The sequence below is a fragment of the Aliiruegeria lutimaris genome (assembly GCF_900099935.1).
Classification (GTDB): domain Bacteria; phylum Pseudomonadota; class Alphaproteobacteria; order Rhodobacterales; family Rhodobacteraceae; genus Tropicimonas; species Tropicimonas lutimaris.
In genome coordinates, this window is sequence record NZ_FNEK01000043.1 from 19,958 (window position 1) to 41,652 (window position 21,695).

The 21,695-nt window shown below is 63.5% G+C and carries 24 protein-coding genes and 1 tRNA gene; 14 read left to right on the forward strand and 11 right to left on the reverse strand.

Annotation, left to right across the window (positions count from 1 at the left end):
- Positions 1–3 precede the first annotated feature (3 nt).
- The 4 genes from BLR85_RS29215 (at position 4) to BLR85_RS18005 (ending at position 3,486) form a co-directional block, all read left to right on the forward strand.
- Complete coding sequence (locus BLR85_RS29215) at positions 4–144, forward strand: hypothetical protein (RefSeq protein WP_170844623.1); 141 nt, start codon at positions 4–6, stop codon at positions 142–144.
- Between the two features lie 73 nt (positions 145–217).
- Positions 218–1,423 carry an RSP_2647 family RNA methyltransferase gene (locus BLR85_RS17995; RefSeq protein WP_093159815.1) on the forward strand — a complete coding sequence of 402 codons (1,206 nt, stop codon included), beginning with the start codon at positions 218–220 and terminating at the stop codon, positions 1,421–1,423.
- Positions 1,423–1,968 (forward strand): RSP_2648 family PIN domain-containing protein, encoded by a 546-nt coding sequence (locus BLR85_RS18000; RefSeq protein ID WP_093159819.1) that lies wholly within the window; start codon positions 1,423–1,425, stop codon positions 1,966–1,968. The genes BLR85_RS17995 and BLR85_RS18000 overlap by 1 nt, the downstream gene beginning before the upstream one ends.
- 75 nt (positions 1,969–2,043) lie before the next feature.
- Complete coding sequence (locus tag BLR85_RS18005) at positions 2,044–3,486, forward strand: protein adenylyltransferase SelO (protein WP_093159824.1); 1,443 nt, start codon at positions 2,044–2,046, stop codon at positions 3,484–3,486.
- On the opposite strand, the gene BLR85_RS18010 is transcribed toward BLR85_RS18005, so the two are convergent.
- Complete coding sequence (locus BLR85_RS18010) at positions 3,462–4,373, reverse strand: DMT family transporter (RefSeq protein WP_093159829.1); 912 nt, start codon at positions 4,371–4,373, stop codon at positions 3,462–3,464. The genes BLR85_RS18005 and BLR85_RS18010 overlap by 25 nt on opposite strands.
- Positions 4,374–4,548: 175 nt before the next feature.
- On the opposite strand from BLR85_RS18010, the gene BLR85_RS18015 reads away from it, so the two are divergent.
- The 9 genes from BLR85_RS18015 to BLR85_RS18055 all read left to right on the forward strand — a co-directional run bounded on the left by BLR85_RS18015 (position 4,549) and on the right by BLR85_RS18055 (position 12,804).
- Positions 4,549–4,830, forward strand: a complete 282-nt coding sequence (locus BLR85_RS18015; protein WP_093159834.1) for a hypothetical protein — start codon at positions 4,549–4,551, stop codon at positions 4,828–4,830.
- 2 nt (positions 4,831–4,832) lie between these two features.
- Positions 4,833–6,200, forward strand: coding sequence for a DUF2927 domain-containing protein (locus BLR85_RS18020; protein ID WP_093159904.1), 1,368 nt, complete (start codon positions 4,833–4,835; stop codon positions 6,198–6,200).
- A gap of 30 nt (positions 6,201–6,230) precedes the next feature.
- Complete coding sequence (locus BLR85_RS18025; protein ID WP_093159838.1) at positions 6,231–6,395, forward strand: apolipoprotein acyltransferase; 165 nt, start codon at positions 6,231–6,233, stop codon at positions 6,393–6,395.
- Positions 6,396–6,572: 177 nt separating this feature from the next.
- Complete coding sequence (locus tag BLR85_RS18030) at positions 6,573–7,535, forward strand: NAD-dependent epimerase/dehydratase family protein (RefSeq protein ID WP_093159844.1); 963 nt, start codon at positions 6,573–6,575, stop codon at positions 7,533–7,535.
- 266 nt (positions 7,536–7,801) lie between these two features.
- Entirely contained in the window at positions 7,802–8,983 is a 1,182-nt protein-coding gene (locus tag BLR85_RS18035; RefSeq protein WP_093159849.1) for a vWA domain-containing protein, read from the forward strand.
- A gap of 44 nt (positions 8,984–9,027) precedes the next feature.
- Positions 9,028–9,867 carry a DUF302 domain-containing protein gene (locus BLR85_RS18040; protein ID WP_244520776.1) on the forward strand — a complete coding sequence of 280 codons (840 nt, stop codon included), beginning with the start codon at positions 9,028–9,030 and terminating at the stop codon, positions 9,865–9,867.
- A 41-nt stretch (positions 9,868–9,908) separates the two neighbouring features.
- The gene (locus tag BLR85_RS18045; RefSeq protein ID WP_093159859.1) at positions 9,909–10,607 is read left to right on the forward strand and encodes a M48 family metallopeptidase; all 699 of its coding nucleotides are present in this window, start codon (positions 9,909–9,911) and stop codon (positions 10,605–10,607) included.
- A gap of 327 nt (positions 10,608–10,934) precedes the next feature.
- Positions 10,935–11,450: a CBS domain-containing protein gene (locus BLR85_RS18050; RefSeq protein ID WP_093159864.1), complete on the forward strand. Its 516-nt coding sequence runs from the start codon at positions 10,935–10,937 to the stop codon at positions 11,448–11,450.
- Positions 11,443–12,804, forward strand: a complete 1,362-nt coding sequence (locus BLR85_RS18055; RefSeq protein ID WP_212635105.1) for an ArsB/NhaD family transporter — start codon at positions 11,443–11,445, stop codon at positions 12,802–12,804. Before BLR85_RS18050 ends, BLR85_RS18055 begins: the two co-directional genes overlap by 8 nt.
- A 48-nt stretch (positions 12,805–12,852) precedes the next feature.
- Here BLR85_RS18055 and BLR85_RS18060 read toward each other — a convergent pair whose 3' ends face one another.
- The 8 genes from BLR85_RS18060 to BLR85_RS29220 form a co-directional block, all read right to left on the reverse strand.
- On the reverse strand, positions 12,853–13,218 hold the full coding sequence (locus BLR85_RS18060; protein ID WP_093159869.1) for a cupin domain-containing protein: 366 nt from the start codon (positions 13,216–13,218) through the stop codon (positions 12,853–12,855).
- 214 nt (positions 13,219–13,432) lie between these two features.
- Positions 13,433–14,581, reverse strand: a complete 1,149-nt coding sequence (locus tag BLR85_RS18065) for a sodium ion-translocating decarboxylase subunit beta (RefSeq protein WP_093159874.1) — start codon at positions 14,579–14,581, stop codon at positions 13,433–13,435.
- 15 nt (positions 14,582–14,596) lie between these two features.
- A complete protein-coding gene (locus BLR85_RS18070) occupies positions 14,597–14,995 on the reverse strand; it encodes an acyl-CoA carboxylase biotin carboxyl carrier protein subunit (protein ID WP_093159877.1) in 399 nt (132 codons plus the stop codon).
- Positions 14,992–15,393 carry an OadG family protein gene (locus BLR85_RS18075; RefSeq protein WP_093159881.1) on the reverse strand — a complete coding sequence of 134 codons (402 nt, stop codon included), beginning with the start codon at positions 15,391–15,393 and terminating at the stop codon, positions 14,992–14,994. Before BLR85_RS18075 ends, BLR85_RS18070 begins: the two co-directional genes overlap by 4 nt.
- A 15-nt stretch (positions 15,394–15,408) precedes the next feature.
- Positions 15,409–16,962, reverse strand: a complete 1,554-nt coding sequence (locus BLR85_RS18080) for an acyl-CoA carboxylase subunit beta (RefSeq protein WP_093159885.1) — start codon at positions 16,960–16,962, stop codon at positions 15,409–15,411.
- Positions 16,963–17,456: 494 nt separating this feature from the next.
- Positions 17,457–17,588 carry a hypothetical protein gene (locus BLR85_RS30275; protein WP_280138490.1) on the reverse strand — a complete coding sequence of 44 codons (132 nt, stop codon included), beginning with the start codon at positions 17,586–17,588 and terminating at the stop codon, positions 17,457–17,459.
- A 1,042-nt stretch (positions 17,589–18,630) separates the two neighbouring features.
- Positions 18,631–19,446 (reverse strand): hypothetical protein, encoded by an 816-nt coding sequence (locus BLR85_RS29580; RefSeq protein ID WP_212635106.1) that lies wholly within the window; start codon positions 19,444–19,446, stop codon positions 18,631–18,633.
- A gap of 238 nt (positions 19,447–19,684) precedes the next feature.
- On the reverse strand, positions 19,685–20,023 hold the full coding sequence (locus BLR85_RS29220) for a hypothetical protein (RefSeq protein WP_170844624.1): 339 nt from the start codon (positions 20,021–20,023) through the stop codon (positions 19,685–19,687).
- Between the two features lie 13 nt (positions 20,024–20,036).
- Between BLR85_RS29220 and BLR85_RS18095 the strand changes: the two genes are divergently transcribed.
- Complete coding sequence (locus BLR85_RS18095) at positions 20,037–20,552, forward strand: transglutaminase-like cysteine peptidase (RefSeq protein WP_170844625.1); 516 nt, start codon at positions 20,037–20,039, stop codon at positions 20,550–20,552.
- A 252-nt stretch (positions 20,553–20,804) separates the two neighbouring features.
- On the opposite strand, the gene BLR85_RS18100 is transcribed toward BLR85_RS18095, so the two are convergent.
- Positions 20,805–20,880: transfer RNA gene (locus tag BLR85_RS18100), tRNA-Val, on the reverse strand.
- A gap of 536 nt (positions 20,881–21,416) precedes the next feature.
- On the reverse strand, positions 21,417–21,695 hold a 279-nt coding region (locus tag BLR85_RS18105; protein WP_170844626.1), incomplete at its 5' end, for a transposase.

A 21,695-nucleotide genomic window follows, 5' to 3' on the forward strand; every position in this document is an offset into this window, starting at 1 on the left:
CCAATGAACGATACCCAACTGCACCTGCACCAGATCCAGACCGAAGCCTCCCGGCAACGTGCCGCTGTCTTTGCGCGCCTTGTGCTCGCCACCGGCCGCTTCGTCGCCCGTCCGTTTCGACGCGCTGCCAGTCACGCCGTCTGATCCGGACGACGGATAAAGGCGACTGAGCGGCTTCTCCCTTTCCCTCCTGTCGCGCAACGGTTAGGTCGGTCGTATGACCGATCAGACAGACACACACCCCGTTATTCGCCTGCGCCCCAAGGCCGATGCGCGCGCCATGCGCCATGGATTCCCTTGGGTCTATAGCGACGAGCTTGTCACCGACCGGCGCACCAAGGCGCTGGCCCCGGGCAGCATCGCGCGGCTTGAAGATTCCGAGCGCCGCCCCATGGGGGTCGTCGCCGTGACGCCAGATTCCCGTATCATCGCCCGGATGCTCGACCGCGACCCAGAGGCTGTGATCGACCGATCCTGGCTGGCCGGGCGGATCGCCCGCGCGCTGGAACTGCGGGAGCGCCTGTACGATGCCCCCTATTACCGGCTGGTTCACGCCGAGGCCGACGGGCTTCCGGGCGTGGTGATCGACCGATTTGGCGACGCGGCCGTGTTGCAGCCCAATGCCGCCTGGGCGGATCGTCTGACCGACGAGATCGCCGCGGCGCTGGTCGAGGTGACCGGTTGCAGTACCATCGTCAAGAATGGCACGGGCCGGGCGCGTGGGCTCGAAGGGCTGCCGGAGGAGACGGCGGTTCTGATGGGCAATGTCGATGCGCCGATCGAGGTGCCGATGAATGGCGCGATCTACATGGCCGACCTTCTGGGCGGGCAGAAGACGGGATTGTTCTATGACCAGCGGCCCAACCATGCCTTCGCCGCCCGCCTCGCCAATGGCGCGCGGGTGCTGGACGTGTTCAGCCATGTCGGCGGCTTTGGCCTGGCCGCGCTGGCCGCGGGCGCCGTTTCGGCAACCTGCGTGGACGGCTCGTCCGCGGCGTTGGAACTGGCGGAGGCCGGGGCGCGCGCCGCGGGCATGGGCGACAGGCTGAGCACGCGCAAGGGCGATGCCTTTGCCACCATGGAAGCGCTGGCCGGGGAGGGAGCGCAGTTCGACCTCGTGATCTGCGATCCGCCCGCCTTTGCTCCCTCGCGTCAGGCGCTCGATGCCGGACTGCGCGCCTATGAGCGTGTCGCGCGACTCGCCGCGCCGCTGGTGGCGCCGGGCGGCTATCTCGGCCTTTGCTCCTGTTCGCATGCAGCGGATCTGACGAAGTTCCGCAACGCCTCGGCCCGAGGCATCGGGCGGGGCGGGCGCCGGTCGCAGCTGCTGCGCACCGGCTATGCCGGCCCCGATCATCCAATGCTGCCGCAACTGGCCGAGAGCGGCTATCTCAAGGTGTTGTTCTTCCGGCTCGCGCCCTGATGCGCGCGCTGCTCGACGCCTGCGTGCTCTACCCGACCGTGATGCGGGAGATGCTGCTCGGGGCGGCCGGGCAGGGGCTGTACACCCCGCTCTGGTCTGAGCGGCTGCTGGAGGAATGGGCGCGGGCAGCGGCGCGGCGTGGTCCGCTCGACGAGGTGCAGGCGCGCGGCGAGATCGCGGTTGCCCGGGCCAACTGGCCGAAAGCCTGCATTGCGCCGCGAGATGGTGACTTGCAACGCCTGTGGTTGCCGGATGAGAACGACATACACGTTCTGGCCGCCGCAATTGCCGGTTCCGCCGACGTGATCGTGACGCTGAACCGCAAGGATTTTCCGCGCCACACCCTTTTCGAGGAAGGGTTGGAGCGGGCCGAGCCGGACGGGTTTCTCTATCAGCTCTGGCTCGAGCACCCGGCAGCATTGGAAAAGGTCGCCGCCCGCGTGCTTGCCCGCGCCGAGCAGATCGACGATGCGCCGCATGAGCTGCGCAAATTGCTGAAAAAGGCCCGCCTGCCGCGACTAGCAAAGGCGCTGTCCGGCCACTGAGCGGGGCGCCTATTGCGGCCTCGGGCTGGATAGATGCCGCCCCTTCGCCTATCTGCAAGGGACAGGAGCGCGCCAATGACCATTCAGATCCCTTTCGACAACAGCTATGCCCGCTTGCCCGGCCGGTTTTTCATGCGGCAGGCGCCAGTGCCGGTGAAGGCCCCAGAATTGCTGCTGCTCAACCTCGGGTTGGTCGAGGAACTGGGGCTTGACGCTGAGGCGCTGCAATCCGCGCAAGGCGTGGCCTTCCTGTCGGGCAATGGCGTGCCCGAGGGCGCGGAGCCGCTGGCGCAGGCCTATGCCGGACATCAATTCGGGGGCTTCTCGCCGGTTCTGGGCGACGGGCGGGCGATCCTTCTGGGAGAGGTGATCGACCGGAATGGCGCGCGGCGGGATATTCAACTCAAGGGCTCTGGCCTCACCGGGTTTTCCCGCCCCGGAAGTGACGGGCGCGCGCCGCTGGGGGCCGTGATACGCGAATTCATCCTCTCAGAGGCCATGCATGCGCTGGGCATCCCGACAACCCGGTCACTGGCCGTCACCGCCACCGGCGAGCATGTGCGGCGCGAGGCCTACCTGCCCGGCGGCGTGCTGACCCGCGTGGCCGCCAGCCATATACGCGTCGGCACCTTCCAGTTCTTCGCCGCGCGACGGGATACCGAGGCGCTGGCCGCGCTTCTCGATCACGCGATCGAGCGCCACTTTCCACAGGCGGACGGACCGCTGGCCTTCCTCGATGCCGTTATCGCCAGCCAGGCGCGGCTTGTCTGCCAATGGCTGGGCATCGGCTTCATCCACGGCGTGATGAACACGGACAACACCGCGATCAGCGGCGAGACCATCGACTTCGGCCCTTGCGCGATGATGGATACGTTCCACCCGGCGACGGTCTATTCCTCCATCGACCATGGTGGGCGCTATGCCTATGGCCGGCAGGCGGAGATCCTCGGCTGGAACCTCGCCCAGCTTGCCAGCGCGCTGCTACCCTTGGTCGATGCGGATCAGGACGCCGCGCTTGAGGCGGCGCAGGCGGCGATGGAACGCTATCCCGACCTGCTGCGGGAAAACTGGAGCGCCACCTTTCGAGCCAAGATCGGGCTTGTGACCGAGGAGCCGGAGGACGATGCGTTGGTGGCCGGCTTGTTGCAGCGGATGGCCGAGGGGCAGGCCGATTTCACAAACACGTTCCGCGCCCTTGCCACGGGCGAGGCGCGGGACCAGTTCACCGATCCCACGGCCTTTGACCAGTGGGAGGCGGATTGGCGCGCGCGACTGGCCCGTGAACCCGAACCGGAGGCGCTTGAAGCGCGGCTGAAACAGGTCAACCCGGCGATCATTGCCCGCAACCACCGGGTGGAGCAGGCGATTGCGGCGGCGCTGGAAGGGGACCTTGCGCCAACGACGCGACTGGTCGCGGCGCTGTCCCGGCCGTTTGATGATCTGCCCGAGGATCTGGCCGATCTCGCCCGCCCGCCGCTCGAAGAGGAGCGGGTTCACCGCACCTTCTGTGGCACCTGATGCCGTCGCGGCCGGTTGATCAGGACCAGCCCGCCAATCACCAGCGCCAGCGCTCCGATCAATCCCGGCTGGATGTCTTCGCCGAGGATCAGCCAGCCCATGCTCACGCCGAAGATCGGTGTGAGAAAGCTGAAAGCGGCGACCGAGGCCGGTGGGTAGACCGAGAGCAGCCAGAGCCAGACGGTGAAACCGACCGAGACTACGAACACGATTTGTACACCCAGGCCCCACCAGTGGATCGGCTGCGGATCGCGCAGGAACTCCCCGAATAGCGGCGAGATCGCCAGCAGGATCGGTGCGGAAATGCCCACTTGCCAGAGAAGCTGCGTCTGGGCATCGACCCCGGCGATTTTCGTGCCACGCGCGATGAGCGCAATTGCCGCCCAGGAGATCGCCCCGCCAAGCGCGCAGAGATCGCCGGCAAGACTTGCCTCGCCAGCGCCGCCGCCTCGGTTCACAATCGCCCAGGTGACGCCGGCAAACGCTAGCAGGAGGCCCGCCAAGCGGTTCCGGGTAAGCCTTTCGCCGGGCAGCAGGAAATTCGCCATGATCGCGAACCATACCGGCATCGAATAGAAGATGACCGAGCTGCGCGTGACCGTGGTCAGGTCCAGCGCCAGGAACAGGAAAACGAACTCGAAAGAGAAGGCGAGCCCGAGCAACAGACCGCCGCCCCATGTCTCCCGGCGCAGATCGGGGCGCCGCCCGCGAAGCCGCATCAGCAGCCAGATCCAGGGAACGGCCCCGAGCGAGCGCAGCCCGGCCCAGAAGACCGGCTGCAGCCCCTCGTTCACCACCTTGATGATGACCTGGTTGAAGCCGAGGAACGCGGAAAACCCGATGAGGGCGAGAGCGCCGAATGTGTCGATCCTGTCCTTGCGCTGCATGCTCGTCCTCGCGTTTTCACCGCCTCTGCGCCTCCCCTTCCGAAGAGTCAATGCGCACGGGAACAGAGGCAGCCCTGCAACGCTCCCCTGAATGTTAACGCGGCAAGGGCGCAAAACGGTTCACGCCGAATCGGGCCCGCTGTAGCCTCGCCGCATAACAAGGACCGAAAAAAACATGTCCGACAGAGCAGATTTGACGGTTCGTCCCATCGAGGCAGGGGACGAAACGGAGTGGTGCCGGCTGTGGACCGGCTATCTCGATTTTTACGAGACTTCCGTCAGCGAGGAGGTCTATCAAACACCCTTGTCCCGGCTGCTGTCGTCGGATCCGCAGGACCATCAAGGCTGCCCCTCGGTCTGCTGGCTGACGCAGGAGTTCGACGCCGGCGCGCGCCAGCTCTATGACCGGGTCGGAACGCTGACCCCTTTTATCGGCTATGACCGGAGGCTCTCGTGAGGCTGCGCGCGCTCGGGGCGGCCGCGCTCACATTGGTGCTGGCGGCCTGTGCGCCGGAACCCTCTGCCGATATTGCGCAACGCCGGACGACGGATTTCAGCGCGTTGCCGCCGATGCAGAGTTTTGCCGCCACGCGCGCCACGCCCAGCGTGCGGAGCAATCGTGAACTGGCAGGCGATTTCCTGGAACTGACTTTCGAGCTGGAGAGCGGGCGCGAGATTCCGCGGCTGACCCGGTTCGAGGGTGATATACCGCTGGAGCTTCGCGGCAATGCCGCGCCGTCTCTGCGCCGCGACCTCGAACGGCTGATCGGACGGCTTCAGCGCGAGGCGGGCCTGCCGGTTCGCGCCGCGCGTCCCGGCGAGGAAGCCGCGATCATCGTCGAGGTCCTGACCAGCCGGGAATTGCAGCGCGCGGTGCCCCAGGCGGCCTGTTTCGTCGTCCCGCGCGTGCGCGGCTGGGAGGAGTTCCGCAAGGCGCGCCGCTCGGACAAGGTCGACTGGACGACGCTTCAGAGCCGCGAGGTGGCTTCCGTCTTCCTGCCCGGCGATGTCAGCCCGCAGGAGGCGCGCGACTGCCTGCACGAAGAAATCGCCCAAGCGCTCGGCCCACTCAACGACCTTTACCGGCTGCCGGATTCAGTCTTCAACGACGATAATTTCCACACCGTTCTGACCGGCTTCGACATGCTGATGCTGCGGGTGACCTATGACAAGGCACTGGCCAACGGGATGGGGCGTGCGCAGGTGGCCGACGCGCTGCCCTCGATCCTCGCCCGGCTCAACCCGGCCGGGCAGCGCAGCGGACCGCCGCCCGCGCCGCCCACGCCGCATATCTGGATCGAGGCGATCGAGGATGCGCTCGGGCCCCGTGGTGCGCCGGCCCATCGTCGCGAACAGGCCCGCCGCGCGGTAGAGCTTGCCCGCGCCGCCGGATGGCGCGACACGCGCATGGCGTTCTCGCTCTATGCCTATGGTCGGCTGTCGCTCAATCAGGCCCCGGACCAGGCGCTGGCCGCCTTCATCGAGGCCTCGAACATCTATCGCACGCTTCCCGACACCCAGATTCAGGCCGCCCATGTCGCCATGCAGCTCGGCGCCTTCTCGTTGAGCGCGGGCGAGGCGAAAGCGACGCTGAGGCTGGTGGACGAGAGCCTTCCGGCGGTGCGCGCGGCCGAGAACGCGGCGCTGCTGTCGACCCTGATGCTGATGCGGGCCGAGGCGCTGGAACTTCAGGGCCGGACAGCAGAGGCGCGAGCCGAACGCAACCAGGCGCTTGGCTGGGCGCGGTATGGCTTCGGCTCCGACGATCTGGTGCGACAGCGCGCGAGCGAGATTGCCAGTCTTGCTCCTACTCCGGCGGGCGGGTAAGCCCGTGCGCGAGCAAAAGCGGGGACGAAGATGATTGTCATTCTGGCAGCGATCGGCGGGGCGATATGGGGCGGGCTCCTGGCGCGCAAGCGCGGCGGCAAGCCGGCGGATATCGCCCAGTATGCGGCTGGCTATGCCATTGCGCTGGCACTGGTCGGCCTGATCATCACGATCGTTCTCGAGCGGATGCTGTAGGCGGCCCAGCCTCGGCCTGAGCAGGATGGATGCCGCCGCGCTGCGGGCGTTCAGACTATCGTCACGCGATCTTTCCGCCCGGCGGAGTCCGGCAGAGTTCGACAGAACCGTCGTAAAAGCTCGACCGGCAGCATTTTCCACGCCACACTCCCCGAATTGCAGCCTGGGGAGGAGCGCATGGATATTCTGACAGACCCGTTTCTTGTGGACCCGTCCCGCTTTGACGGTCCCGTTCTCGTCACCGGGGCGGGGGGCTGTATCGGCTCCTGGGTGGTTTCGATCCTTGCGCGCTCGGGCGTCGATCTGGTCGCCTTCGACCTGCGCGACGACCGGACCCGGCCGGCATTGTTGATGGGAGACGCGGCCGCGGACCTTCCGTGGGAGACCGGCGACATCACCGACAGCGCCCGCCTCGCCGAGATCTGCGAGAAGTATGGCATTCGTGCCATCATCCACCTTGCGGGGCTGATGGTGCCCTTCTGCAAGGCAGATCCTGCCGCCGGGGCGCGGGTGAATGTCGAGGGCACGATCAACGTGCTCGAACTTGCACGCAACAAGGGGTTGAAGCGCCTCGCCTATGCCAGTTCCACGGCTATCCACGGCATGCCACCCGGCGGGCCGACCATCGCCACGCTTTATGGCGCCTACAAGCTGGCCAACGAATATACCGCGCAGGTCTATTGGCTCGACTGGCAGGTGCCGTCGGTCGGCATTCGTCCCAACGTGGTCTATGGCGTCGGGCGGGACCTGGGCATGACATCCGAATTCAGCGTGGCGCTGCTGCACGCCGCGCGGGGCGAGGCCTTCGAGGTCTCCTTTGGTGGTCCGGTGAGCTGGCTTTACGCGGGCGAGGCCGCCTCAGCCTTTATCGCTGCCGTTGCCCGGGAGGGGGAGGGCGCGCCAGTGTTCGATCTGAACGGCACCTGCATGGAAATAGAAGAAGGGCTGGAGATCCTGTCACGATTGGCCCCCGGCCATGCGGTCCGAACAGCGGGCAAGCCGCTGCCGATCCCGCCGGATCTCAGCGACGCACCGATCCGGGCACATCTCGGCGCCTATCCGTCGATCACGCCGGAGGAGGGGATCCGCACCACCTTCGACGCCTTCGGCAAGCTGCTGGCGGACGGCAAGCTCACCTGAGGCCGTGCAAACGGAAATCGTGGTGCAGAGGCCCTTGGCTGGCGCGCAGATACTCGCAAAAACGGTGGCCCTCGTGTTTTTCACGCGCTGAAGGCGCGCCCGAGCCAACGGGAGGAGCGCATCTTCGATGCGGTACCTTTTGACTTGCGCGCATCTGCGATGCGACGACGACGGGCGGTCGCTGAGCGCCTTTCGGGCGCGGGCCGGGTGTTGACCTCGGCGCGCGGCCACGGGAGTGTGGCTGGTGACGCAACCGAGGAGCCCCGATGTTTCTGCCCTTCTTCCAGAACCTGCGCGACGGCGGTGTGCCGGTGAGCCTGCGCGAATACCTTTCCTTCCTGGAGGGGATGTCGGCGGGGCTGGTGACTTATGATCTCGAAGGCTTCTACTACCTCGCCCGCGCCTCCATGGTGAAGGACGAGCGGCATCTCGACCGTTTCGACCGCGCCTTTGCCGCCAGTTTCGACGGGGTCGAGGCGATCAGTGTCGAGCAGGTCATGGAGGCGTTGGAGCTGCCCGAGGACTGGCTGCGCAAGATGGCCGAGAAACTTCTCACGCCCGAGGAGATGGCCGAGATCGAGGCGCTTGGCGGCTTCGACAGGCTGATGGAGACGCTCAAGGAGCGGCTCAAGGAGCAGCAAGGCCGCCACCAGGGCGGCAGCAAGTGGATCGGCACCGCCGGCACCTCGCCCTTCGGCGCCTATGGCTACAACACCGAAGGTGTGCGCATCGGCCAGGACGAGAGCCGCCACAAGCGCGCGGTCAAGGTCTGGGACAAGCGCGAGTTTCGCAATCTCGACGACTCGGTGGAACTCGGCACCCGCAACATCAAGGTCGCGCTCAAGCGGCTGCGCCAATGGGCGCGGCACGGCGCGCATGAAGAGCTGGATCTCGACGAGACGATCCGCGCTACCGCCGATCACGGCTATCTCGACGTGAAGATGCGCCCGGAGCGGCATAACGCGGTCAAGGTAGTGATGTTCCTCGATGTTGGCGGCTCGATGGACCCGTTCATCAAGGTGGTGGAGGAGCTGTTCTCGGCCGCCCGCGCCGAGTTCAAACATCTCGAGTATTATTACTTCCACAATTGCCTCTACGAAGGCGTCTGGCGGGACAACCGGCGCCGCTGGGACGCGCAGACGCCGACCTGGGAGGTGTTCAACACCTATGGGCCTGATTATAAATGCATTTTCGTGGGCGACGCCTCTATGAGCCCCTACGAAATCCTGCAACCCGGCGGTGCGAACGAGCATTGGAACGCGGAATCGGGCGAGCTCTGGCTGCGCCGCGCGCGCGAACAATGGCCGGACAACCTCTGGATCAACCCGACGCCCGAACGGCACTGGCAATATACCCAGTCGATCGCCATGATCCGGCAGATCTTCGAAGACCGCATGGTGCCGATGACGCTGGAGGGGATCGATCGGGGGATGCGGGAGTTGAACTGAGAGGATCCCGAACAAGGGAGGACGTTATGTTTGGGCGATTTTCTTTGACACTGGCTGTCGCTCTGGCGACCGCGCCGCTTCATGCGGAGGAGATGCAGCAACAGGTGGACGCAGCCTTCGAGGCGGTTGCGACGGCTGTCGCCGAAGCCGGGCTCGACCCGGTGATCTCGATCGACCATGCCCGGCTTGCCAGCGCGGCGGGCATTGAGATGCCTGCCTCCCGTGTTCAGATCTTTTCAGATCCCGACCTGGACAGTGCGATCCTGTCAGCCGAAATCCGATCTGGTCTCGACTTGCCCTTTCGCGTGCTTTCCTACGACGGCGCGGGCGCTCTCGCTGTCATGACCACGGACGCCGCCTTCCTCATGGCGCGGCATGGCCTTGCTTCGAGCGACGCGCTCGAAGGTTGGGACGCGCGGCTGGATGCCGTTCTCACCCCCGTTAATGAAAGCGCAACGACCGCGCCGGTTGGAACTCTGTCCAGGGATTATGGCATCATCGAACTCGCCTCCCCTTACGGTCTCGCCGAGTCCATTCAGCGTTTGAAGGACGCCATTCTGGCGCAAGGCGACACGATCTGGTTCGGGGAGCATGATTTTCGTGCCCGCGCCGAGGCCCGGGGCATCACGCTTCCCGGCGCAACCCTGTTGCTCTTTGGCGGGCCCGCCCCGGGTGGCGTGGCTATGGCGGAGTTCCTCTCGATCGGCCTCGACGCGTTTTGCCAGAAACTCTTCGTCTACGAGCGCGAAGACGGCTCCGTCTTCGTCCTCTTCAACGGGATCGCTGCGCTTTCCGAGCTGCATTACGGACGTTCGGACAAACCGCATGCGGCGCTGGACGCGCGGCTGGCGCAGACATTCTCCGAAGCGCTGACCCGTCAATGATCCGCTTGCCGAACAGGCTAGTCGCGCCCATATCTTGAGGGATGATAAAGTTAACACCACTCCTCCTGATGCTGCTCTACGGGCTGGCGATGTATCGCTTCTCGGCCTGGAAGACGGCGCGCGACCTCGATGCGCGCTCCTCCGAACTGGCCGATCCGCGGCTGCGCCGGCTTCTGGACCGGATGGCGGCTGCGCTCGACCTGGAGCGGATCCGCGTCTTCATCTACGAGGTCGCGCCGATCAACGGGTTGGCGGCGCCAGACGGACGGATCTTCATTACCCGCGGCTTCTATGAACGGTACCGGGCCGGCGAGGTGAGCGACGAGGAGATCGCCAGCGTGATCGCCCACGAGATGGGCCATGTCGCGCTCGGCCATTCCCGGCGACGGATGATCGATTTCTCTGGCCAGAATGCCATGCGCGTGGCGTTGGCGGGCATGATCAACCGCTTCCTGCCGGGCATTGGCCCGCTGATCGCCGGAGCGCTGACCTCGCTGCTGGCGGCGCGGCTGAGCCGGCAGGACGAGTTCGAGGCCGATGCCTATGCCTCCGCCCTCCTTGTCAAATCGGGGATCGGGACCGGACCGCAGAAGAGCCTGTTTGCAAAGCTGGAGAAACTGACGGGTGGATTGGGGGCGGGAACGCCCGCCTGGTTGATGAGCCACCCCAAGAGCGATGTCCGCATCGCGGCGATCGAGGCGCGGGAAGCGCGTTGGAATACTCCCAGGATCGACAAGTAGGAGCTAATCAGGAGACGGCGTTGGCTGCTTCTCTTCGCCGCTGCCTGGCATACTGACCACGCGGGCGGCTCCTGCGGCGCGTTGACCGACAAGTCGCAATTCAACCGAATCCTGTACCTTTTTGCCTTTTTTCCCCCGTTTCGGCGGCCAAGTTAAAGCGGCTATGCAATAGGGAGACTGGCATTGATCCGGAAACAGTGGAATCAAGCGGCCATTGCAGTGACGTAGCGACGGTTTACTGTGCGGGACCAGGCCAATGGCGATGTCGCCGGTCATTGGCTCCGATGCCAAGCAGGCGGTCCCACTGTGGAATTCTCGAGGTCAGATATGGGTTTGACATGCTTTGATGTGATGGTTTCGCCGGAGGTTCAGAATACGATCCATCCGGAGGAGAGCGTTGCGAAAGCCTTCAACATCATCAAGCGCAGCCGGGCGCGTTTCCTGCCCGTGGTCGATCACGACGGCAAATATGTCGGCGTGTTCACGGCCCCGACCCTGCTCAAGCTGATCCTGCCCAAGGCGGCGCTGATCGGGCTGGAGCATACGCGCGTGCCGCTGAGCAGCCTTGGCTTCATGAGCCTTTCGGAAGCGGACTTCAACGCGCGCCTGGAACAGCTCAAATACGAGAAGGTCGGGGACAACCTGTCCAATCCCGACAACATTCCCGTGACTGCGCCCGAGACACCGATCATGGAAGGCATCTTCCTGATACACCAATACAAACGCCACGTGATCCTGGTGGACCCCAAGACGAACCGCTTTGTCGGCACGTTGAGCGCCAACTCGCTCCTGGACCACGTGCTGGCCCAACCCGAAGAAACAGAGAACGCAAACAGTGAGTGAACAAGCCGCATCACATGGCGCAACCGCCATTTCCGTTCCGGACATGCTCGGTGTCGAGCCGCTCTGGATCGCCACCGGCATTCTCGTCCTCGTCTATGCCGTCCTGATTACCGAGAAGGTGAACCGCGCGGTGCTCGCCATGCTCGGCGCCTCGTTGATGGTCCTCTTTGGGATCATCAACCAGGCGCAGGCCGTGGCCGGGGTGGATGCCAACACGCTTGCGCTGCTGATCGGCATGATGGTCATTGTCGCCATCACCAGTCGTTGCGGGTTGTTCCAGTTCGTTGCAATCAAGGCGGCCAAGACGGTCAAGGCGGACCCGACCGGGATCCTGATCATGCTGACGGTGATCACGGCGATCTTCTCGGCGCTGCTGGACAACGTGACCACCGTTCTGCTGATCGCGCCGATCACGCTTCTGATCACGGAAGCGCTGGAAACCAAGGTGTTTCCGTTCTTCGTGGCCGAGATCCTGGCCTCCAATGTCGGTGGTACGGCGACGCTGATCGGTGACCCGCCCAACATCATCATCGGCTCCGCGGCCGGTCTCAGCTTCAACGACTTCCTGTCCAACCTCGCTCCCATCGCGGCTGTCTGCCTCGTGGTACTGACCTCCATCATCTACCTGATGAACCGCAAGGAACTGCGCCGGATCCCGAAATCCGCCAGCGAGCGGATCATGGGCTTCGACGCCTCCGGCGCGATCCGGGACCGGGTGCTGATGTACAAGTCGCTCTTCGTGCTGGCGCTGGTGCTGGCCGGTTTCACCATGGGCCACGCCTATGGCATCCAGCCGGGCACCTCCGCGCTCGCAGGGGCGGCGCTGCTGATGCTGCTGGCCTATGGCCACCAGAAGCCTGACGCGCAGTCCGAGACGCTCCACCATGTCTTCGGCGAGGTGGAATGGGTGACGATCTTCTTCTTCGGGGGGCTCTTCGTGATCGTGGCCGGGGTCGAACATGTCGGCCTGCTGGAGATGTTTGCCGAAGCTGTGCTCGATTTCACCGAGGGCGACCTGATGTGGACGGCCTTCCTGATCTTCTGGGCCTCGGGCATCCTCTCGGCGATCCTCGACAATATCCCCTTCGTGGCGACGATGATCCCGATGATCGAATCCACCGCCCACACGTTCGGACCGGACAAGATCGAGCCGCTCTGGTGGTCGCTGGCGCTTGGCGCCTGCCTGGGCGGCAACGGCACGCTTCTGGGCGCCTCGGCGAACCTTACCGTCGCCGCTTTCGCCGAAAAGGCCAAGCAGCCGATCGGGTTCATCGCCTTCACCAAGGTCGCCTTCCCGATCATGATCCTCACGCTGATCATCGCCAACCTGTATATCTGGCTTCGCTACTTCTGAGGGAGAGCAGCGGGACGCACCTGCCGGGGCGCGCGCCAGGGCGCGCCTTCAGCCGAGCTGGGTAATGACCATTGTCGCAGCTACGCCGTCCTCTGCCGAGGAGACATGACCCGCACCGGTGGTGTCTTCCATCCAGAACAGGTCTCCGGCGGTGAAATCCCGCACCTCGCCCGAACCCGCCTCGACCCGGAACCGACCTGACAGGATCGCGGCGATCTGTCGGCGCGGCGAGCGGTGTTGCACACCTTTCCAGCCGACCGGAAGCGTCAGGAAGACGAATCCCGTCGCCCGATACACATCCGAGATCTGAAGCGGCGCCGCGGGCGGGACGAAATCCCGGAAAGGGACATCCACGGTACGGTCCTCGAAATAGGATACGCCCTCGGCGTCTTCGAGCAGGATGGAATAATGCATTCAAGCCTCCAATAGGTTGCGTGACCCGATCCGGTCATCCTAGGCCGATTCTTGCAGTTCATGGAGAAAACCGGGCCGGACAGTCGTGCCGACGCCTCTGTCTTCCGCAACCTCGGTGCAACTGCGGGCCCTCGCGCTTCCCGGCCGTGCCAAAGAAAAGCCCCCGCCCGGTTTCCCGGGCGGGGGCGATGTCAACTGCCTTGGGGGCTGAAGGTCAGCCGTAGGAGGCGATGAAGTAGCCGGCGACAACCGCCGTACCGATCACGCCAGCCACGTTCGGGCCCATCGCGTGCATCAGCAGGAAGTTGCCGGGGTCTGCCCGCTGGCCTTCCACCTGGCTCACACGTGCCGCCATTGGCACGGCCGAGACACCCGCAGAACCGATCAACGGGTTGATCTTGTTCTTGCTGAATAGGTTCATCAGCTTGGCCATGAGCACACCGCAGGCCGTCGCGATGCCGAAGGCGATCACGCCGAGGCCCAGGATCTTCAGCGTCGAGGCGTTGAGGAAGGCTTCACCGGTCATGGTGATGCCGACCGACGTCCCGAGGAAGATCGTCACGACGTTGATCAGCTCGTTCTGGGCGGCTTTCACAAGGCGCTCGGTCACGAGGCTTTCGCGCAGGAAGTTGCCCAGCATCAGCATGCCGATCAGGGCCGAGGCGGCCGGAACCAGCAGGATGACGACGATGGTGACCATGCCGGCGAAGATGAGCTTCTCGAGGCGGGACACCTGGCGCAGGGACTTCATGCGGATCTTGCGCTCTGCTTCCGTCGTCAGAGCCCGCATGACCGGCGGCTGCAGCATCGGCACAAGGGCCATGTAGCTGTAGGCCGCCACCGCGATCGGCGCGAGCAGATGCGGCGCGAGCTTGTTTGCCAGGAAGATCGAGGTCGGACCGTCTGCGCCGCCGATGATGCCGATGGCACCCGCCTCTTGGGGCGAGAATCCAATGGCCGTGGCGCCCAGGAAGGTCGCGAAGACCCCGAACTGGGCCGCCGCGCCGAGCAGCAGCGTGCGCGGGTTGGCGATGAGCGGACCGAAGTCGGTCAGAGCCCCGACGCCCAGGAAGATGAGCGGTGGGAAGATCTCGTAATCGATGCCGAGCTTGATGTAGTAGTAGAGCCCGCCCGGGTGATCGCCTACCGGCAGGTTGATCATACCCTGCGTGGGCAGGTTCGCGAGCAACGCGCCAAAGGCGATCGGGATGAGCAGGAGCGGTTCATATTGCTTCCAGACCGCGAGGTAGAACAGCACGGCGATGACCACCCACATCACCACCATCTGAATGGTGAGATCCGGGAACGCGGTCAGCGACCATAGCTCTGCGAGCTTGGACATTTCAGTTGTGGTGGCATCCATGGGAGGAGCGCCTCCTTAGGACAAGGTGACGAGGACCTGACCCTCGGTCACGGTTGCACCGGCGGCCACGTTGACGGCGGTGACGGTGCCGTCGGAGGGGGCGCCGATGTTGGTGTTCATCTTCATGGCTTCGAGAACCAGAAGCGTGTCACCTTGCGAGACTTTCTGACCGACCGACACTTCGACACTGATCACGGTGCCAGCCAGCGGGCTGGGCACGGCGCCGTCGCCTGCCGGAGCAGCGGCCGGGGCCGGAGCAGCAGCGGGAGCCGGGGCAGGGGTAGCGGCAGGAGCCGGGGCAGCGGCGGGAGTTGCAGCCCGGGCGGGGGCTGCCTTTGCCGGGGTATCCAGATCGAGGTCTTCGACGGTCACTTCGTAGGCAATGCCCTGAACGGTAATCCGAAGGCGTTTCATTTGTTCTGTCCTCTCAGAATATTGGGGGTTTCACCACCGAGGGTGAGCCGGGTGGGACCCCAGGCTGTTCGGATGCGCCGGCCGGCGAAGGTGTCCTTGCGACCTTCGATGGGCCAGTCGGTGACCACGTGGGAGGGAGCGGCGACGCGGGTAACCACGTAGCCGGGCCCGAAGATTTCAGACACCGCCGCGGAGATCGCGGCAAGGTGGTGGGGCGGCACGCCGGCGCGGGAGGCGACGGCGGCACGCGGCGGCACAGGAGCAGCCTTGGTCGCTTGTTGTTCCTTCTTCTCACGAGTGAAGAAGAAGCCGACCAAAGCACAGGCACCCCAGAGTGACGCGAGAACCGACATCACGACGGCAAAGCCGGTGCCGATGATTCCCAAGGCTTCAAGCATCTGGAAGACCTTTCATTACAGTGGGATGTTGCCGTGTTTCTTCGGCGGACGGGTTTCGCGCTTGGACATCAGGCCGCGCAGGGAGAGCGCAACCGCCGAGCGGGTTTCGCGCGGCTGGATGACGTCATGCGCCATGAGTTCACCGGCAGCGAGATAGGGCGTGGCGAATTCCTCACGGTACTCGGCGATGAGTTCCTTGGACTTCGCGACCGGATCTTCGGCCTCCTTGATCTCCTTGCGGTAGAGGATGTTGGCAGCCCCTTCCGCGCCCATCACGGCGATTTCAGCTGTCGGCCAGGCGATCACCCGGTCTGCACCCATGTCCTCGGAGCACATGGCCAGGTACGCGCCGCCATAGGCCTTGCGCATGATGACCGTGATCTTCGGCACCGTGGCGGAAGCATAGGCAAAGAGCATCTTGGCGCCGTGGCGGATGATGCCCTGCTGCTCCTGCTTGACGCCGGGCAGGAAGCCGGGGACGTCCACCAGGGTGACGATCGGGATGTTGTAGACGTTGCAGAAACGCACGAAGCGCGCGGCCTTGTCGGAGGCGTCGATATCGAGCGTGCCGGCCTTGACCGTCGGCTGGTTGCCGACGAAGCCCACCACGATCCCGCCGATGCGGCCGAAGCCGATGACGATATTCTGGGCGAAGAGCTCCTGAACCTCGAGGAAGTCCGCGTCGTCAGCGAGAAGCTTGATGACTTCGCGCACGTCGAAGGGGGCCTTGGGATCCTCGGGCACGATTTCGTCCAGCGCCGGGATATCGACCACGGAGAGGTCCGGTTCCACCTTGTGCGGCGGGTCCTGCATGTTGTTGGACGGCAGGAAGGACAGCAGCCGGTGGGCCAGCGCGATTGCGTGCTCGTCGCTCTCGGCGATGAAGTGGATATTGCCCGAGATGGAGGCATGGGCCTTGGCCGAGCCGATCTCGTCCATCGTCGTGACTTCGCCGGTGACCGAGCGGATCACCTCGGGGCCGCAGATGAACATCTGGGCGTTCTCGCGGGTCATGATGATGAAGTCGGTCAGGGCCGGGGAGTAGGCCGCGCCACCGGCGCAGGGGCCGGCGATGATGGAGATCTGGGGCACGACACCCGAGAGCTGCACGTTGCGGTAGAAGACCTGGCCATAGCCGGCGAGCGAACCCACGCCTTCCTGGATCCGGGCCCCGCCCGAGTCATTGAAGCCGATGACCGGTATGCCGGCTTTCACCGCGTGGTCGAGCGTGTGGCAGATCTTCTTGGAGTGGATTTCGCCGAGCGAGCCGCCGACCACGCCGAAATCCTGGCTGAAGGCGGCGACGGGACGGCCGTCGACGAAGCCCGTGCCGACGACGACGCCATCGGTCGGGATGTCCTTCTTGTCCATTCCGAAGTGCCGGGTGCGGTGCTTGGCATGAAGGCCGAATTCCTGGAACGTTCCCTTGGAAAACAGCGCGTCGAGGCGCTCTCGGGCAGTCAGGCGCCCTTTCGCGTGCCGTTCGTCGGCCTTTTTCTGGCCGCCGCCAGCCAGCGCTATGGCGCGCCGCTGCTCCAGCTCGTCTGCTAGTTTCTTGGATATTGCCATGTCTGGACTATTCTCCCAAGGCCCCGCCCATCGCGGGCGTTGCGTTTCTTGACGAAAGGCGAGGGGAGCCCCCGCGGGCTACCGGGCGGCGATGCGAGGCCGCCGAAAGCCGGATTTCTCTCGACATATTGACCGATGCTTCCGAACGGACAGAGTGCCACGAGGGGCCCCATCCGGAAGTCTCGGGATCGTCGTCACGTCCCTTCCTAAGTGGAACTGTCTCCAGGCGGATCTGCCGGTCGTTAGGAAACGGAAGCCGGCGTGGGGCGCCGGCGTCTTTGCTTTGAACGATGAAGAACGAAGCTTTTTGCATTCCGTGGCAACAACCTTGGCTGAGTTCGTCTGGCTCACTTGGGCTGCGGGCCGGATCGCGCGCGACAACATCATGTGTATCGTTATAGCACAACCCGGACACAACGCCGCTCCCTCGATGACGACTGGACCGCGCGAAGGCCGGATCGGTGGGACGATCCGGCGCCTCGCGCGCTTGATGCTCACACGAAGTGAGCGTCCCTGAAAACGTGATCCACGATATCTTCCCGCAGAATGCCGAGCGACGACAGTTCCTCGTCGGACTTGGCTTCCAGCTCACGCACCTTGTCGATCAGGCCTTGTTTTTCGGACATTGGAGCCCGTCCCGAGCAGATGTCGGCGAAGTATCTGACCGCGCGAAGTCGCGCGGCGTCCCGGTCGGGGCAGGCGCCAGGAAGATATGTCATGGTCTTTTCCTCAGGGTTCGGGGGGCTTCCCCCCACGGAAGTTTGATAAGATAGCCGGTGCCGTGTCGCCACGTTGAATGGCGCAATCCCGAAATGCAGCAGAGACAAGGCCAAGGGGCCGAAAATCCCGGTCAAAGCGAGCGGATTTGCCATTTCGAAGCGAGAAATGTCGATTCCGACCAAATTCGGACCCTGGAATATGCTTGAGGAAGGGGGGGCGACGCAGGAAAAGGATCGGTGCCGGTCGTGCCGATGCTGCTCTGGCCTGTCTGACCGGGGCCTGCCGGATGTCTTCGCGCAGGCGGGAAATTTACCCGTTCAGCCGACGTTGCCGATGTGGGAGCCGATGGAGCCAGCCGCCGGCAGCGGGAAGGAATGCCGGCCATCTGCGCTCGATTGAGTGGCGCGCGCGCCATAACCGTTTTCGGATTTTTTAACTGGAATTGGTGGGTGATGAGAGACTCGAAGTCTCGCTTCTCCGACGATATCCTTTGATTTTACGCCGTTTTTTGAGCGCGCCCTTTCGATTCGCGTACCAGTGTTGTGTTTCGTCGGTAATCTCCGATTGATTGTTTGACGAGGCGCACGACCATCCTTGAACACGTCTTTATCGGTGAAGGCTGGCGCCGGGGTGTCGTGTCACCCGGGCGACCACGACCTCCCCGACCACGAAAAGAGAGACCACAGAAAACTGAACCGACTCGGTGTCGCCGCAGGCTACGAAGTAGAGCCTATGGGAAGTGACAAAAGATCATCTATCAAAGAAATGCAGCTAGGGTCTGTTACAAAAACGGAAGAAACGGGATCTTTTACGAACCCGTTCCCTCTCTCATTCACATATGTCGTCTTCAGTCGATAAGGCTTACATCAGCCCTTTTGAGCAATGCGATTCCTGATCGCCGGGTGCATAAAACGCTGGCTAGATCAGGCAGCTTGCCAGAAGGTCTGATCAGACACCCTTCTTGTTCTCGGCATTTTCTTGAGACGGCTTGTCTTTGTCGTCACGGTCGTGCTTGTTACCGCCCTTACCGTTGGCGTCAGAGTTGTCGTCCTTCGGCTTGCCGCCGTCACCGCCGCCGCCGCCGCCGTCACCGCCGCCGCCGCCGTCACCGCCGCCGCCGCCGTCACCGCCGCCGCCGCCGCCGTCACCGCCGCCGCCGCCGCCGTCACCGCCGCCGTCGCCGCCGTCACCGCCGCCGCCGCCGTCACCGCCGCCGTCGCCGCCGCCGCCGCCGCCGCCGCCGCCGCCGTCACCGCCGCCGCCGCCGTCGCCGCCGCCGTCACCGCCGCCGCCGTTGTCGTCCTGACCGCCGCCGTTGTCGTCCTGACCGCCGCCGTTGTTGGGAGTGCCGGCTGGAGTGTTCTGGGCAGATCCCGGTTGGCCATCTCCATCTTCATTGCTTGGGTTGTTGCGTCCGCCATTGAAGATGTCGTGATCACCGTCGGAGCGATCGACATCATCTCCCGGCCTGGTCGAAGCCGTCGGAACGTCCCCCAACACCGACGCAAGTCCGGAACAAGAGGCCTGGTAGCCTGACAGCAAGTCAACAAAATCCGGCCTGCGTTGCAGGTATTTGACAAAACCACGCGTTATCTGGGCGCAATCGCACAGCGCGTCTTCCTGACCGCTCGAAAGCGCAGCCTTGGCAATGCCGACTGTGCACTTGTCTGGAACCCTTTGAGCATGGGCGCCATCCGGAAATCCGATCGAAAGTACTGCTATCGCGCTGGCAATCGGATACATCACCCGTTTAATTTTTTTCATTTTCCCGTCCATCATATCATTAACCAAAACCAACGAACGCAGGCTTGCGCTCGCCTAAAAAAATGAGTTCTCGGGAACCGTCCGCCTTGCTGCTCGAAAAAGAGACGGGCGCTGGCAGCAGTAGGGAACAAATATACCGCGGGCCGCCATCACCATGTTGGCGGCTGGGTCAGAAAATATAAGCCCCACGCCATCTCGGAAACCATTAAGGAAATATTTAGACTTTTTCGAGGAAAACTCAAGCCGTCTTTCTGGCGGTCGTGGTTCTTGGTGTCCAGAAACCACTTAATTTCAAACAAAAAAATGCCACGAGTCTGTAATACCAGAGAAAAACAGTAACTCCTGCGTAACGCCATTGTTTCGCGCTCGGGGTGTTGCGGTCGAGACTCATGGTGGCGGGATTCTGCCACTCCACAGGCAGGGAGTTTGCGAGAAATGTTCGAGATGTGGTATCGAAAGCCCCAAGAGCAAAGAAAAAAAAACGAGACAGGCGGACACACCAGATGAAAACTCTGGCGAACATGGCGGGAGCCATTTCCCGGTCGGGATGGGTTGGCAGAATTTCGACGTCGCTCATCGCGGGAATGTCAATGACCATTTCGGTCGAAGTGTCGCAGGCAGGGGCCTTCATTCCGAATCAAGGCAGAATTGCGGCACCGAAAGCAGCGGCGACACTGTGCGCGACCTACCGCTGGGCTTGTGCGAAGTCGAACAGAGCTAGATCTCCTGAGCTTGGAAAAATCAGCGCTGTCAACCGCAAGATCAATCGGTCCACGCGCGAAATATCGGACGACGCGCAGTATCGTCGAGAGGACCACTGGGCATTGCCATCACGTCGCGGAGGGGACTGCGAAGACTTCGCGCTGCTCAAGAAGCGGGAATTGATCGGCATGGGATACGCTCCCGACCGTCTTCTCCTTACAACCGTTCTGGACAGGGCGGGACGCCCCCACGCGGTTCTCGTTGCCCGGACGGAGAATGGTGACTTCGTGGTGGACAATCTCAGGGACACGATCAAGCCGTGGAACAAGACCGGCTACACCTTTCTGCGCATGCAGGATCCTTCAGCTCCGCATCGCTGGGTCAGTCTGAACGTCAAGGGATAACCATTCAAGCTGTTGTCCAATCTAGGGAGATTGAATGTACTGGTCGGATGTATTGTTTGGTCCGGTTTCAAGGTTTTTCCGCCTCTCAGTGAATGGCGAAGTGTCAACCGTGGAGCATCACGACAGTAGTACAGGTCCCCGATCTTCGTTGGCTTCGTCATAATCAGGCCCATGTGTGCCGCACCTGCGAACCAGTTGAAGCGGCGCATTCCCCTGTAAGGTCAAACGCTTGTCAAAATCTAGGACTTAAGGTGGTGGGTGATGAGAGACTCGAACTCCCGACATCTTCGGTGTAAACGAAGCGCTCTACCAACTGAGCTAATCACCCGCCGCTAGGCGGTGATAGCCTGCTCGGGTGGGCGATTGCAAGAGCGGTTGTCCATGGAAAACACAGTGCAAAACGGTGGCGCGGGGACAAGCAGCGCGTTGTGGTGAATGCGTTGCGCCGAAAATCGGACTGCCCGCTGCCCCCCTGATCGAAGCCAACTTCCAACAGTTTGAATTGCAATAAAAAATTTGGGCGACAGGCCATCCCCATGAACCTGCCGCCCCATGCGCGTCCAACACGCAAGTTGCACGTAAGTGGTGCATTTGGGTGGTCGAACCGGAGGATTGGTCGGCCACGTTCGTTGCCCGTGTGAAACGAGTAAAGACACGAGACACAGAAGAAGAGCGGTTCCGGACCTTTGGGCTTCGCGGGCAGTTTCCTTACGGTGTATTCACCGTCGGTTGCCTCCTGTGGGCCCTTGTGTCCGGTCTCTCGCGACCACCACCGCTTCTGTGACCCCGATATAGGGAGCGGGCAGGGGGCGCTTCAGTCACGCAGCTGCGTGACGGGGCCTTTTTTTCTAGAGCGTGTCGCGTTTAATCGGCCTCATAGCCTGCGGCTTTGAAGTAGTTGTAGCATTCTTCGTCCGAGAAGAGGTTGCAGACCTGTCCGACGGCGGCCCAGAGTTGGTCATAGGTTCGCGCGGCGGCCTTCCTGATCAGTGTCTTGAGTTTCGAGAAGGCCATCTCGATGGGATTCAGATCTGGGCTGTAGGGTGGCAGGAACAGGAACCATGCACCAATCGCGCGTAGGGACGCCGCTGCGGCCGGGGCTTTGTGGCTCGACAGGTTGTCGAGTATGACAACGTCGCCTTC